We start from the raw sequence: 14640 nt of genomic DNA, 5'->3' as shown, positions 1-14640 counted from the left end.
CATTCAAAACGCTGTATTCGAGTATGTGCTTGAAGGGGATTTATTCTTCTGAAGTACAGTAAACGATTCTACTCTAACTTAAAACTTAGTTGGTTTATCTGGCATAGCTTCCGTCGTCACCGTTACACTCGGGCCATCGATGCTCCAGTTCCCTGCTGCATCGCCTGCTTCAACTTTAAAGGTATACGTCGTTTGAGGTGAAAGGTGATTAACTGTGTAGCTAGTGATATCACCTGCCACTGTAGCGAATTCAACGCCATTCTTATAAAGCTTATACCTGGTTACAGCCGTATTATCATGAGCCGCTGTCCATGTCAGCTTAAGGACTTTTTTGCCAACATGTGAAGTTGATAATTTAGCATCCGCTGACCATGTTGGTGCAGTTTTGTCTACTGGTGGTTCTTCTCTAGTAATCATTGCATCATCGAATGCTTTGACCGCTGCTTGAAGCGCTTCGATCGCTGCTGTAATTTCTACTTGCGTTGTTGCTGTCTCAACAACACCTTGTGCTGCTGCAATCGCTGCATTGAATGCATCTACTGCTGTTTGCGGATATTGCCCTGGCTGATCACCAACGACTGCTTGATCTACTTTGATCTGAGCTGCTGCAATCACTGCTTCTAGCGCTGTTGTATCTACTATCGGTGATTTAGCACCGTAAGCTTCAAACTCACGGAAACCTCCCCACAGATCCGGATATCCCATAACAGTTACCTTGATATATTGGGCACCCTTCGCCGTCCAGTTATCTGTTCTGACTTGATCTGTGTTGGTTGTGTTATTCATATGGTCAATCACGGTAGTCCATGTTGTAGCGTCACTTGAAACCTCAATCTTATACATCATGGCCTTACCGGCTTTTTCAAATATGACCTTAGAACCCGTTAAATCATATTTCCCGCCAAGATCAACTTGCCAGTAGTGTGGATTCTTATCATCAGTCACGCACCAACGAGTTGACTCATCACCATCGTTACCTGCTGATGCCGGATTGCTGCTTTGCTGACTATCTGAAATAGCGGGTTTGTTTAATACGACATTGCTTGATTCCGGTATAATTTCGCTCTTCATACCGCGTACTTTTATTTCATCAATTGAAGCGATTCCTTCTGTAAATGTTACCTTTACATACCTTACTTCTTGATTTGAAACTCTATCAGTCTTAACCTTGCTGTTTTCTGTATCCGCCGTTCTGTCAACAGCACGAGTCCATACCTTGTTATCAGTTGACACTTCGACCTTGTACTTGCTAGCATTTTCTGCAGCCCATTCAAGCTCGATCTCTGTCAAATCATACTTGTTTCCTAAGTCTACCGTCCAAGTCTTCTTCGTATCTTCAACAGCAGCCTTCCATGAAGTTGCAATATCAACATCGTTAGCCTTTGAAGCCTCAAAACCTGCTTGTTCACTGCTTGCTGCAGCTGTCTTGTGATCAGATACGACTGGTATTGAATCTACATTTTGATAAATGTTCATTTCTGCAGCAGATCCGAAGCCATTATGACCAGCCAATACTTCAAATTTCAGATAATGAGCCTGAGTAGGTTTAAATGTTACTGTCTTTGGAGTGGAATCGTTTACAAATGTTCCGTTTTCCTTGACCAAGGTGTAGTTAACACCATCCATGCTCGTGTAGATGTTGAACTTGGTTACTATACCGTTATCTCCGCCTGACTGTCTTGGAATATATTTAAGCTTATAAACGTCATAGGTTTCACCTAAGTTGAAATCCAATGTGTGAGGAGGCGTGTTTCCACCACTCCACTTTGTATGCCATATTGTATCTATGTTTCCATCTATCACGTTTGCCGCTTTATTATCTTCGTCTTGCGTTTCTTCACTTGAAGCAGTTACCGTCATGCCACTTGAAGGAATCATTTCAGGGTCGACTTCTGTTGTTATAGTGACACCCTCACTCCATCCACTGAAACCAGCAAAGTTCTTGGATCTAACCTGTACGGTATGAGTGGATCCAGCAAGTAACCCTGTTTCTGAAAATGGGCCTGTAGCATTGCTTATGATCTTATTGTCAATCTTGATATCATACTGTAATGCTCCGGATACAGCATCCCATGCGATATCAATCGTTGAGCTGTTTGGTGAATCCACTTGAACATGAGCTGGAGCTGCTGCAATCTCCGGATAATCACCAGAACCAAACATAAACCAGTTTAGCTTGCACATTTCCGTATCAGCACCGTTAAATACTAAGAATATCTTTTGCTTGCCTGTAACTTCTTTTGTAAGCTCCGCTTTAGCATTTACATACTCATTCAAATCACTTGTATTTGGAATTTGTAGTATGGCTATCGTTTCAGCTGGATTTCCTTCTGCATCAGCTAGTTTAACCTCAATCGTACCGTTTGCTTTATCACTTGCTATTCTTGCGTTAAACCATTTCGCCTCCCCATTCCCAAAATCCACCTGGTCATAACGCAACCAGTCGCCATTTTTGATATTCGCCATACTTTGGTCATATCCGTCGTATACATCATCATTGGTCCATTCCGTTTTAGCGTTGATCGTTAGATTTTTATCAGTAACGTAGTTTTGATCATCATAACGTTCAGCATCAATCTTCTTATTTACAGTAAATAAATTCCCTTGATTTTCAGTCATTGTCAGTTCAAATGAATCCACATCGATATATCCGCCAAGGGCTTTTGTTGCATAGTTAAAAATACCAAAACGCATACCGACGTATGTTCCGTATCGCATCTCGTATCTTCCGCCTAATCTGGTAAAGTTCACTCCATCTAGGCTGTATGAGAACTCCGTTCGATATTCAAATCTTGGGGTTTCAGCTCTAAACCAGATATTCGTTGTTCCTTCTGGAAGATCAGTTGATGCCTCTTCTGTCCATAAATCCTGAACAACGATTCTTTTCTTTCCATCTTCATTCTTGATTCCAATGAAGTTTGAATCTTTTTGTATGACAGATAATCCCGCCTGATCACCGTCAGCCATATGGCTGATGTCCATCTTTACAGTTGCCGTGCAATCCGGACCGATGATTCGCTGCGTAAGTGTATTTCTTGCATAGGCTAAAGAATTTGTTACACTGGATGTCTTAAGTCTTATATTTCCTGGTCTTTCCGTAAGACTCCACTTTTCATTGTCAGGATTGTGATTCCACTGCCATTGCAGACCTAACTTGTTCCCACTGAAGTCATCAGATGTTGCAGGTGCTTTTGGCTCAGTTGTACCCAAACCTGGTATATTAGGTTTTTTATAAGTAACAACAGCTTTCTCTCCATCAAATTCTCCTAAATATGGCCATCCATCTTTCCAGTTGACTGGTTGTAAAGTAGGAACACGTCCCAGCTTGCCTCGATCCTGGAATATGACTGACCACCATTCTGGATCCTTTCCTTCACCCTGAGGAACATCTACAATCCCCCCCTGGTGTATACCATTGCCTGTAAAATTCATAAAGCTGGTCATGATATCCTTTACTTCATAAGGACCATCAGCCAAGTCTTTGGTTCTGATCGCTATTTCTTTCTTTGAACCTTTATTCCAGGTCGGCGTGCTGAGGATGTAATAATATTCTCCAATTTTATATACATGTGATCCTTCATTATAATGACCACCCTTATAATCGTAGATCATCTTTCCATTTCTTGATGCACCGGGGGCTTTCTTAGAAATAATGGAAAGTTGACCCGTTTCTTCATTCACGATCTTCAGTTCGCTTAGGTAGAGTTGGCCTTGACCATGTACAACGTAGACTTTTCCATTGTCATCAAAAAATAGTCCTGGATCGTATAGTTCATCTTCTAACTTGTAAATCGTCCAAGGACCCTTTGCGCTATTTGCAATACTAACGTATGCAGCATCTCTATTGATGTTATACAACAAGTAGAATTTACCGTTATGATATCTTAAGCTGGTTGCCCATGGACCTTCGTCATAAGCATTCAACCCGTTCTTAAGGTCGTACATGTCTCCTTCCATTCTGTCCACAGCATAGCTTTCATACGTCCAGTTCACCAAATCTTTAGAACTCATGATTGGACTTCCGGGAAATAGGTGCATACTCGTTGATGACATGTAATAGGTGTCTCCCACCCTGATCACGTCATTATCCGGATAATCTCCCCACATAATAGGATTTGTGTATGTACCATCTCCGTTGTCTGCAGCACTAGCAATAGGTGTAAAATTGACAAACATTGCAATTAGCATTACCAGCACCATTGCTTTTTGTCTGGAACTGAACATTATAAATTCCCTCCTTCAAACTAGATATATGATTATAAAAAACTATAATCCCGGAATAAATGTTGGCTTAGTTTGGTTTAGTCGGCTTAGTTGGCATAGCTTCCGTCGTCACCGTTACACTCGGACCATCGACGCTCCAGTTCCCTGCTGCATCACATGCTTCAACTTTAAAGGTATACGTCGTTTGAGGTGAAAGGTGATTGACTGTGTAGCTAGTGATATCGCCTGCTACTGTAACGAATTCAACACCATCTTTGTAAACCTTGTAGCTGGTTACAGCCGTATTATCACGAGCCGCTGTCCATGTCAGCTTAAGGACTTTTTTGCCAACATGTGAAGCTGTTAATTTAGCATCCGCTGACCATGCTGGTGCAGTTGTGTCTGTTGTTGCTAAGATGAATTTGGCATCTGCCCAGTCAACATGCGTATTGTACCTAGCTTCAGGATTATCAGGGTTGTTATTCCATTCAGCAACAAGCTTAATCTGCTTGGCTCCTCTGATGTCAAGATCAATAAATTCACAGTTGTCGCCTCTCATCTTGACTGGGCTTGTATAGATGAGCTCATCATCTTTAAATACTTTAAATATAGCTTCTCCACCCATTTTAGGAGCTTTCTTGTCAATTCCTGCATAGGCTTGGAATCTTGTATACTTACGACCATCTACATTGTATACAACCTCTGAATTTGTATCTGCTGATAATCCTTTCGTAAAGGTCTGGACTCCTGCTGCCGTGTTTAAGTCCAAATTGGAACCACCATACTGGGGTTCATCCTTAAGTACAGCATTATAATCACTGTGCGCTGATACCCATTCCAGATCACTAGCATAGTCAAAGTTCTTGGGCTCTGGTTCTACATAATCCTGTCCATATAACACCAGTTCCGCCATCCCTATTCTGAACCCGCCGCCAGCAGTGATGTCCTTGATCGTTACGCGAACATAATTGATGTTGTCATAAGGCTTCGCAAAGATCTCTGGTGTAAAATGCTGTCCGCCAACATAGCGATGATCGAGTGCCTTTTGCCATGCCTCACCATCCGTAGATACTTCTAAATCATATGTGTACCAGTTACTGTCCTTTTCCCAGAAAATACGGCTTCCAACAACGGATTGAGGTTTGTTGAACTTTACTGTTACGGACTGAGGAAGAGTTAATTCCTTGGATAACCAACCTGTTCCTATCGTCGTTACGCCATCTCTCAGCTTATCCGTACCTCTGTCAGCTTCACTTGCTGAAGATGATGTAATGGATTCAATTTTCGCATCTGTTATCATGTCACCAGGTTCTTCATTTTCTGAAGGTATGATCTTAAACTCAAATAAAGATGCCCAATCTCCATTTGTTATACGATCAACAACGGTTAATCTTACATATCTACCTTTTGTTTCTACCAGATTGGTATCTTCATAACCATTAGGTGTGGTATTTGATGTTCTATCAACAACTTTTTGCCAATTCGCCCCATCTTCTGATACTTCAATATAGTACTTATAAACATTCGTACTTCTCTCCCACATGATCTGAAAACCAGCTATAGCGCTGCTCTGTTGTAAATCAACCTGTATCCACTGTGGTAAGGATGACCCACTCGCACACCATCTTGTACCTTCGTCATTATCTACTGCATTCTTTGCAAAGTTACCTGATTGTTCGGAAGAACTTGTAACAGGTTTAAGAGCTGCAATATTCTTATATGTCTGTTCTGTGGTTTCTAGTTTGTCAACTCCACCAACCCATGGTATATGCTGTCCATCAGGGACAAATTGACCTTCATAGGGTACGGTACTTACGGTTTTTGCTCCTGCATTTAATCCTTCTGCTGCAGCATGAATGTTGATATCTCCACTGACATCTGAAGTTCTAACAAATGCAAAGCCTATACCACCTTCAACGCTTTGTTCTTCAACACCTATTCTTTCAATGTTTTGTCCAACGAGTTCCCCTTCACCTGTTACGGAAATTTTAATCTTACCGTCGTAGTTTGGTACTACTGTTCCATTTGCATCAACGACTTTGAAGTATACAGGGATTAAATCCGAACCATCGGCTACTGGCATGATTCCTCTGTCACGTACTTCAATTTCGATTCCAGCGGCTTGACCTGGTGTTCTAACTGTATGCGTTTTCACAATATTCCCATCTAAAATGGCTTCTGCTTTAAGCTCACCAGCTGCAAATTTATCTAATGTAAATGTAAATATAGGGCTACCGCCTTTTTTAGCTATGTTTGGAACAGATTTCAGTGCTTCTTCCCTTGTCATTTCTTTAACCAATTCATTATTCTGATATAGCTTAACACTGTCACAGTTGCTGAATACGTTGATATTTAGGCTTGAGGCCTGCGAATATGTGCTTGCGATAAACACCATTGGACCATAAATAGAATTTCTAGCTGATTGCATGGATTGGAACCAGTAGTAGTCATATTTTTCGTATCTATCGATATCGACCGTTCCACTTCCTAAGGTTTTCGTTGTTGATCCACGTGCGTAGTCATTCCAGCTCCACAAGAAATATCCACCAATTCTGTCATTTTCATCAAGGCCGCCCCAGTCCGAGTAACCATCTCCATTCAAATACCTCTGACGCGTCAAAATCTGCGTATTCATGGCGCCTTCGCCTTCTTTTCTGAGCGCCTTGCTGGATTCCTCAAAATCTCCCCATTCACGTGTGAAAAACGGCTTGTTGGGGTCAAAATCAGTCCATTTGCTTGGATCAGCTTCCCAATTCGTATCCACGACCTTATAGTTCACATCATAAAAGGATCCCTGAAGCCCATGGTCCGCCGCCGTATACATCTGATTGCCAGGATATTCTGCATGAGCAATCTCAGTAGCATCTTTTGCCCATGCTGCTGAATAGCCCGTCTCGTTCAGTGAAGTTTCCCATAGGATGACGGATGGTCTGTTTCTGTCGCGTCTGATCATTTCCCGTGTATCTCTTAAAGTGAGATCATAGAACTTTTGAGTTTTGGTGAAGTTCTGCCAGCCGGGCTGACATTCAATCACTAATAACCCCAATTCATCAGCTGCATCTAAAAAGGCCGGATCATTAGGATAATGGGTCGCACGAACCGCATTAAATCCATTTTCCTTGATTTGCATGGCATCACGATACTGCATCGAGTTAGGAGCGGCATCTCCAATATTCTGATATGCCTGATGACGGTTGGCTCCGCGTAAATATAATCTTTCCCCATTGATATAGAAGCCATCTGCCTTATACTCGATTGTTCTGATCCCTATCTTTGTCGTAACAGAATCCACTAAAGCTGATCCATTGTACACTTCACTAACTAAAGAATAAATATAAGGGGTATCCGGGTGCCACAACTTTGGGTTGGTTACCGTTAAATCCTGAACAAACTGCTTATCCCCACCTGCTGATATACTTGCAGCATCAGTTTCACCCTGCGCAACTGCATTTCCTTCCTTGTCTACAATCTTACTTACAACCTTCGTATCTGCTGATGTATTATTTTTGTTGATGACATGCGTTTTTACATTCACCTTTGCAGAAGTTTTGCTCACTTCAGGATAAGTCACAAAAACTCCACCGCTGGCTGTTTGATCAGCCTGTAATGCATCTGAAATGTGTAAATTATTCGTAATTCTCATGGTTACATCTCTGTAAATACCACCGTAGTAATGGAAATCGAGATTGGCTAATGGCTTTCCTGGCGGTGTATCCGGGCTATCATAGCTAGATACCTTTACAGCTAAAACATTAGTTTCACCAAACTTCACTTTATCTGTAATATCTACCGAGAATCCGACATAACCACCATTACGGGTATAAATTTTTTCTCCATTTAAATAGATTTCACTATCGGTCATGACACCTTCAAAGTCAATATTGATTGTATTTCCTCTGTACATCTCGTCAACCGTAAAATAACGTCTGTACCAGCCAATTCCTTGATATACGGCTTTTCCACCATTGGCATGTTTCTTTTCCAGTCTCATGGTGTGTGGAATAGTTATATTTGCAAAAGCCTGATCATCATAGTCAATGGCCTCTGCTTCTGCTAAGTCGCCTCTGTAAAATCCCCAGTCGCTATTAAAATTCATTATTTTTCTCCCATCTGAATTCTCGGTTATCTGATCCGTACGATCGCTCTGTGCATATACATTTGTAGTAGAGTATTCCATTCCTAATATAAAGGAGAAAATTAAAAGCCATAAAGTTATTTTCTTCATAGCACACCTCTTTAGAGTTAAATATAAACGGAAGGATTGAAGATGCCGTGGATTCACCTGTTGAGAGAAGTCGCTTGCTGAAATGAAATTAATAGGTTAATGACGATAATTTGGATTTCTTGATTAATTTTTCGATTGAAAATGTAAAACAACAAAAAAAGGTGGAATCCTATCCACCTAAATCAGGTGCTCATCATCACCCGAATATCCCACTTTTTGAAAACCAGCAAAAGAAAAACCCGATGACGACGCTCCAAATTCATCAACAAAAACTGGAGCGTGATCACGGTTTGACTGGTTACGGTAAGCATCGCTTGAATCTGATCCAGCCCATTTTTTCGTCTGCATGTGCCGGCAGCTTGCCGGATTACTCAGGGATATTCCCGCCGGCCACGCGGTCACCGGAATTACCCGCTGGATCGGATACGCCATCATCTTCGCCGGCATGAATGATCAGTGAGCGTCCCAGCACCGAGTTAGGCTTGTCCTTTTCAAGTGTTCCATGCTGAATGAGCGTCTCCGCTTCCACGGTTCCGTCTGCTCCTACGACCAGATTCGGCATATCGCCAACATGGCTTCCTTGCGGATTCTCCAGGCCATGATGCTTGTCGATCGGATTAAAGTGCCCACCGGCAGATTTAAAATCCCCACCTTGGATCGCATGCTCATGCACATGAAATCCATGCTTACCTGAAGTGAGGCCGGATGCGCTAATCTTCACCTTCACCCCGTCATTTACCTGCTCCAAGGTAGCGAAACCCGCAGGCTCGCCCGCCGCATTATACAGCTTGACCACAGGAAGCCCCAAAGATACCGTCCTGGAAGTCTGCTCCCAATACACAGGCTGGCCGACCAGATCGGAAACCATACGAACGGGCACGTAGGTCGTGCCGTTGTGAATAATGGAATCCGGGGCCGCCGTTCCTTGGTTCATATATTGGCCGTCAGCTGTGGAGTGGTCCTTGCCGTTAACATAGTAGCTTATTTTAGAGGTCGTGTGTTTAATCGCATCTAATGTTCCTTCGGGATTCGCAGCTGCAAACGAAAATCCTGAAAACATCATGGCTCCGGCAAGAAATGCTCCGGCCATATGTTTCAACTTGTAGGTCTTCTTTTTCACTTCATCGCCTCCTGATGATGGTATTCATTTACAGTATCCTGTTTTTATACATTTGAACAGTTGTTTTATGGGATTTGGGGCTTTCGGCGTTGGTCATTGATTCCAAAGACACGTATACTATCGAATAACCAAATTCGACCCGGGAATGTTTTGGGGATATTTATGATTTTACTGCACCCGCAACGATTCCTTTGAAGATATACTTCGAAAATACAAGGTAAATGACAAGTGTCGGCAGCATAACCAAGATAATTGCAGAACTTAGATAATCCCAACTTCCGAACTTGGAACTACTGAAATACATCAAGGTCGTTGTCAACGTTCTAAGTGAGCTTGAAGGCATGTAGAGATATGGAACATACATATCGTTCATCACATCAACCGCTTTAATAATAGCGAGTGTTGCCGTTGCCGGCAGCAGAAGCGGGAAGATCATTTTGTTGAAGACTTTAAAGTAGGAGCATCCATCAAGCATCGCACTCTCATCCAAATCCTTCGGGATCCCATTGATGAACTGGGTATAAATGTAGAGCTGAACCAGATTCGTTGCTGCATAAATCACAATCGGAGCCCAAATCGTATTATAAAGTCCAAGATTTTTAATGATGGTAAAGCGCGAAATTTCTGTAATCATACCGGGCATGATCATACCTGCTACAAAGAGACCGAGAATGACCTTCTTCAAGCGAAAATCAAATCGATTAATCGCGTAAGCTGTCGTTGTTCCTAATACAGCATTAATGACGACACTGACGGCAACAAGGAACATAGAATTCCCAAATCCCTGTAGAAACTTCCCTTTATCCAATACAACTTGGTAGTTACCGAAATCAAAGCTTGCAGGCAGCTTTAGAGCAAATTCAGAGCCAATCTCCACCGCAGTTTTAAAAGAAGCAAATAACGTTATAAGTAAGGGTATGAAGATAACCATACAAATCAACATTAGAATCAAATATACGGCGAGCTTCTTAGCTGCACTTCCTAGACGAAGCGTCATTCCTCACCAACTCCCTTCAGGTTGAACAGCTTGTTCTGTACACCATTCAGGACAATAATGAGAATTAGCATCGTGATCCCCATCGCTGAAGCCATTCCAAAGCTGTTAAATTTGAAGGCCGTCTCCAGGGTATATAAGGTGAATGTACTACTCGCATGCCCCGGACCACCCTGCGTCATAATATACGGAATATCGAACACCTGCAGTGCCCCAACGACATTTAAGAACAATAGAACCTCTAGCACCTTTTTTACACCTGGAACGATAATATACCAGAAATTCTGAATGCTGTTCGCGCCATCGATTTTCGCTGCCTCGAATTGATCCTGAGGAATGGATTGCAAGCCTGCCAGGAATAAGATGATATGGAAGCCGGAGAATCGCCAAATCGATACAAACACTAAGCTGAGGTTAACGATGGATTCATCCGTCAACCAATTCTGTATGAGCGACTCTAGTCCAAGTACTTCAAGAATGCCATTCAAACCACCATTAATGGGACTATAGAAGAAGGCAAACATATACGAAATCGCAACCCCATTGATAATGTAAGGCATGAATATAATGGTCTTGAAAAATTTGCTGGCACGGATCTTACTGTCGAGTACAACCGCAATCGCTAATTCAAGCGGAATCATAATTAAATGAAAGATAAAATAGATCCCGTTATTGCGAAGTGACAGCCATACATCGGATGAATCGGTAAACATCTTAACGTAATTGTCGAAACCCACATAAGTTTGCTGGGCATCCACTCCATTCCAATCGGTAAAACTTATTCTTATCAGTTCGAATAACGGGTAGAGCACGAACATTAAAAGCAGCAAGACAGGAATCAATAAAAAGCTGAATAACAGTAGGTTTTTTTGCATAGAAATCGTTCTCATTTCTACTCCTCCATTCCTTTATATATAAGGAAAGTGGCTACTCTAAACGCTAGCCACCTTCCATTCATTACTCAACTTTCAAGTTGAGATTTTATTTTAATTTGGAACGGGCATTTTTCCAGCTTTTATTCATGTCCTGCATCATCTTATTGAAATCTTTGCCTGCCATCATGTCCTGCCCCATTTTCTTCACATCAAACTTAATCGCCGATTCGATTTTCTTATAATCCTCATTACCGCCTTTATTGAGCACATAATTCAGATTAGGGATGTCAAAAGCACCATTGAACGTTGTGCCTAGGTCAATCTTTACATCCTTGATCGTCGATTGAAGCTGAGCCTCGGTCATATACTTAGAGTACCATTTATCGCTGAAGAACCAGTTCAGGAATTCTTTCGCTTCCTCTGGATGCTTCGAGGTTTTCGGAATCGTATAGAACGTATCTACCATGGAAACCGTGTTAAATGGCTGATCTACAGAGTCACGAACCGGCAGCAAGAAGGCACCAATATCATTCATATCTACATCTGGCATTGATTTCAAATCACTACCGAACCATTGACCAAGAGCAATCATTCCTGCCTGCTTGGAAGCAAACATCAGCTTGGATTGATCAAAACCAACACCGAGAGGATCTGGACCCATTACCTTAGCATCGTACAGCTCTTGAATTTTCACATAAGCATCATAGAATGCTTGACCTTTCGTAAAAGGTTCATCCATTGTGGCCATTGTTGACCAGTAATCCCCATCGCCGGCTACAAGAGAAGGCATAAATTCATTGAAAGGATAGTCCGGCCAGGCGTCTTTCCCGCCCATGGCAATCGGAATATACTTGCCACCGTCTTTAATTTTTTTAGCAGCAGCTACAAACTCTCCCCAAGTCTTTGGAATCTCAATGCCATATTCCTGGAAAACGCTCTTATGATACCAGACAAACTCATTGAATTGGCTTTCGGGTACGCCAAGAATTTGATCGTTCACCTTGAAATCAGCTGCGAACAAATTGTTTTTGGCTGCTTCCAAGTCATCAAGAGGTAGAATATTATCCTTGAAATTAACCAGCCATGCCGATTTCAGCGGCATAATATCTGGCAATTCGTTGGCTGCATTCCGAATCTTTAACGTATTCTCATACTCCGTATCCTTTAATAGCTCGAGCTCAATCGTGACATTAGGATGATCTTTTTTGTATTCGTTTACAAGATCTAGTTTGGTAAATAAATCCTCCGTAATGGTTGACCAGATTGGGAATTTTAATGTGACAGGATCCTTTTTATCTTTTTCTTTATCATCTGCTGCTTTCTGCTCCTGTTGTTGTCCATCTGTTGTGGATTGCCCCTTACTAGCGTCTGAATTCCCCTTAGATCCACAACCTGAAAACAATGGTACCATTAGGGCCGTAATCATGATCATGCATAACATACGTGTTACTCGTAGTCGAGTTTGATGCATCTAACATTCCCCCTATTCTTATTTAATGCAGGCTATGTTCATCTGCTGCTTATATCATAGCCTTTGTGGTAAGAGGTCAGAATGATAAAACATTCGAAATCATGATATAGTTTTAGACTATTTAGAAACCGATTTCATGAACATATACGGGCTCATCCCCGTTATCTTCTTAAAAACCCGACTAAAGTGCTCCGTACTTGCATACCCTGTACGCTCTGCAATCTCATATATCTTTAGATAAGGTTCCTTCTTCATGCTTTCCATTGCCTTTTCCATGCGTACTTTCGTTACAAATTCTTTGAAAGTCTCTCCTACCGCTTTTGAGAACAACGTGCTGAAATGACTTTCACTTAAATAAACGATTTCACTTACTTTCGCAAGTGTAATTTCTTCATCATAATGTTCCTTAATATACGCTTGTGCAATGGCTACAACCCGGTTCATCTGACCCGCTTTCTTATCCATCTCTTGCAGAAGCTGTTGAACCAAGCTTGAAATCCATGCTTGCAAGCTATCGGCGGAGTCAATCTGCCAAGCCATTCGATATACGTCCTCGATCTTATTCATTTCCTCTTTATTTGCAAAGCCGTTATCATACATGAACTTCATTAGTATCATTAAAAGTTCCATATACCGGGCACGAAGTACCTCATTTCCCATAGAGGCGGAACGCTTAATCAGCGTAAACATATTGTCCAGTTCTTGCAGTACCGCTTTCTCCTTGCCCTCCTTCAATGCTTCCAGTAAGGCTTGCTCTTTCCCGATCAAGGTCTCTCCCGACAGCGTCAAGAATTGTTTAGCATCCTCAGGGTAAATGATCCGATGTTTATTAATGACAAAGCGCAGATCAGCATGTTTTCGAGCTTGAAGATAACACGCCGGAAGCTGCTTCAACTCCTCGCAAAGCTCACTAACTCCTATCGTGACTTGAATATTAATGTATTCCTTCAGTACAAATATGATCTGATCCAGGATCTGCGAGATACACTGCCGAACATACATTAAACTGCTCGTTCGAAACGATAACAGCACCGCGTACTCATACGGATTGTAGCTGATGACTTCACCCGTTCCCGCCTCTGTTAGCACCTGATCAATAGACTTTAAAACAGAACTTACAAACTCCCCAATAGACGAACCGTACCGCTCCTGCACCTCAGCAAAGCTCTCTACTCGAATCATTGAAACGGTAATATTAGTCCATTCCAGCCTCATGTTCAAATCGTCCAGAATAGAAGGCTCCAACTGAGAACTCACGCCAATTTCAATCCATTCCCGGATGGTTTGCTGTTTCAGTCGTACCCGTTCGCCATTACGGATTTCTATCGATTGTCTTGTCATCGTCTGTTCAACTTCACTGTCATGCTTGATCCGATTCAAGAGGTCCAGTACAACATCCGGATCCATCTCTGATTTAAGAATATAGTCATTTACCCCCCTCTTAAAGGCCTTCCTTACAAATTCAAAATCATCATACGCACTTAAAATGACAACATGCGGAGTGGGTCCATCCAACTGATTAAGCTCATCAATAAGCTCTAAACCATCCATCACAGGCATCTTCAAATCCGTAATCACAATGTCAATCTCTCGATTTCCCTTTATATACTGAAGTGCTTGATAACCATTACTCGCTTCATAAGTAATTCGAAATCCGTTCGATTCCCAGTCAATCAGCGTAGTTAACGCCAATCTCATAATCGTCTCGTCTTCTACGATCATTACATTCATCATACGGCTCTTCCTTTCAAT

The 14640-nt window shown here is 42.0% G+C and carries 8 protein-coding genes; all 8 read right to left on the bottom strand.

Features of this window, described 5'->3' with window-relative positions; all coding sequences use genetic code 11:
* Positions 1–78: 78 nt before the first annotated feature.
* The gene (locus tag MUG84_RS00960; protein WP_244717901.1) at positions 79–4224 is read right to left on the bottom strand and encodes a discoidin domain-containing protein; all 4146 of its coding nucleotides are present in this window, start codon (positions 4222–4224) and stop codon (positions 79–81) included.
* 67 nt (positions 4225–4291) lie between these two features.
* Complete coding sequence (locus MUG84_RS00955) at positions 4292–8428, bottom strand: discoidin domain-containing protein (RefSeq protein ID WP_244717898.1); 4137 nt, start codon at positions 8426–8428, stop codon at positions 4292–4294.
* A gap of 177 nt (positions 8429–8605) precedes the next feature.
* A complete protein-coding gene (locus MUG84_RS00950; protein WP_244717894.1) occupies positions 8606–8776 on the bottom strand; it encodes a hypothetical protein in 171 nt (56 codons plus the stop codon).
* A gap of 19 nt (positions 8777–8795) precedes the next feature.
* The gene (locus tag MUG84_RS00945) at positions 8796–9548 is read right to left on the bottom strand and encodes a superoxide dismutase family protein (RefSeq protein ID WP_244717890.1); all 753 of its coding nucleotides are present in this window, start codon (positions 9546–9548) and stop codon (positions 8796–8798) included.
* Positions 9549–9708: 160 nt separating this feature from the next.
* A complete protein-coding gene (locus tag MUG84_RS00940) occupies positions 9709–10545 on the bottom strand; it encodes a carbohydrate ABC transporter permease (RefSeq protein WP_244717887.1) in 837 nt (278 codons plus the stop codon).
* Entirely contained in the window at positions 10542–11432 is an 891-nt protein-coding gene (locus tag MUG84_RS00935) for a carbohydrate ABC transporter permease (RefSeq protein ID WP_244717884.1), read from the bottom strand. Before MUG84_RS00935 ends, MUG84_RS00940 begins: the two co-directional genes overlap by 4 nt.
* Positions 11433–11523: 91 nt before the next feature.
* On the bottom strand, positions 11524–12888 hold the full coding sequence (locus MUG84_RS00930; protein WP_244717881.1) for an ABC transporter substrate-binding protein: 1365 nt from the start codon (positions 12886–12888) through the stop codon (positions 11524–11526).
* A gap of 117 nt (positions 12889–13005) precedes the next feature.
* On the bottom strand, positions 13006–14622 hold the full coding sequence (locus MUG84_RS00925; RefSeq protein ID WP_244717877.1) for a response regulator: 1617 nt from the start codon (positions 14620–14622) through the stop codon (positions 13006–13008).
* Positions 14623–14640: the final 18 nt, after the last annotated feature.

This window comes from Paenibacillus mangrovi (assembly GCF_022898935.1).
In the GTDB taxonomy this organism is placed as follows: Bacteria; Bacillota; Bacilli; order Paenibacillales; family Paenibacillaceae; genus Paenibacillus_AQ; species Paenibacillus_AQ mangrovi.
The sequence above is the reverse complement of the archived record's forward strand: the minus strand, read 5'-3'. Positions and strand labels throughout refer to the sequence as shown.

What these genes read in the sequence shown, in the direction of transcription:
- MUG84_RS00960 (WP_244717901.1), bottom strand. Translation starts at nt 4,224, where the DNA reads ATGTTCAGTTCCAGACAAAAAGCAATGGTGCTGGTAATGCTAATTGCA.
- MUG84_RS00955 (WP_244717898.1), bottom strand. Translation starts at nt 8,428, where the DNA reads ATGAAGAAAATAACTTTATGGCTTTTAATTTTCTCCTTTATATTAGGA.
- MUG84_RS00950 (WP_244717894.1), bottom strand. Translation starts at nt 8,776, where the DNA reads ATGCAGACGAAAAAATGGGCTGGATCAGATTCAAGCGATGCTTACCGT.
- MUG84_RS00940 (WP_244717887.1), bottom strand. Translation starts at nt 10,545, where the DNA reads ATGACGCTTCGTCTAGGAAGTGCAGCTAAGAAGCTCGCCGTATATTTG.
- MUG84_RS00935 (WP_244717884.1), bottom strand. Translation starts at nt 11,432, where the DNA reads ATGAGAACGATTTCTATGCAAAAAAACCTACTGTTATTCAGCTTTTTA.
- MUG84_RS00930 (WP_244717881.1), bottom strand. Translation starts at nt 12,888, where the DNA reads ATGCATCAAACTCGACTACGAGTAACACGTATGTTATGCATGATCATG.
- MUG84_RS00925 (WP_244717877.1), bottom strand. Translation starts at nt 14,622, where the DNA reads ATGATGAATGTAATGATCGTAGAAGACGAGACGATTATGAGATTGGCG.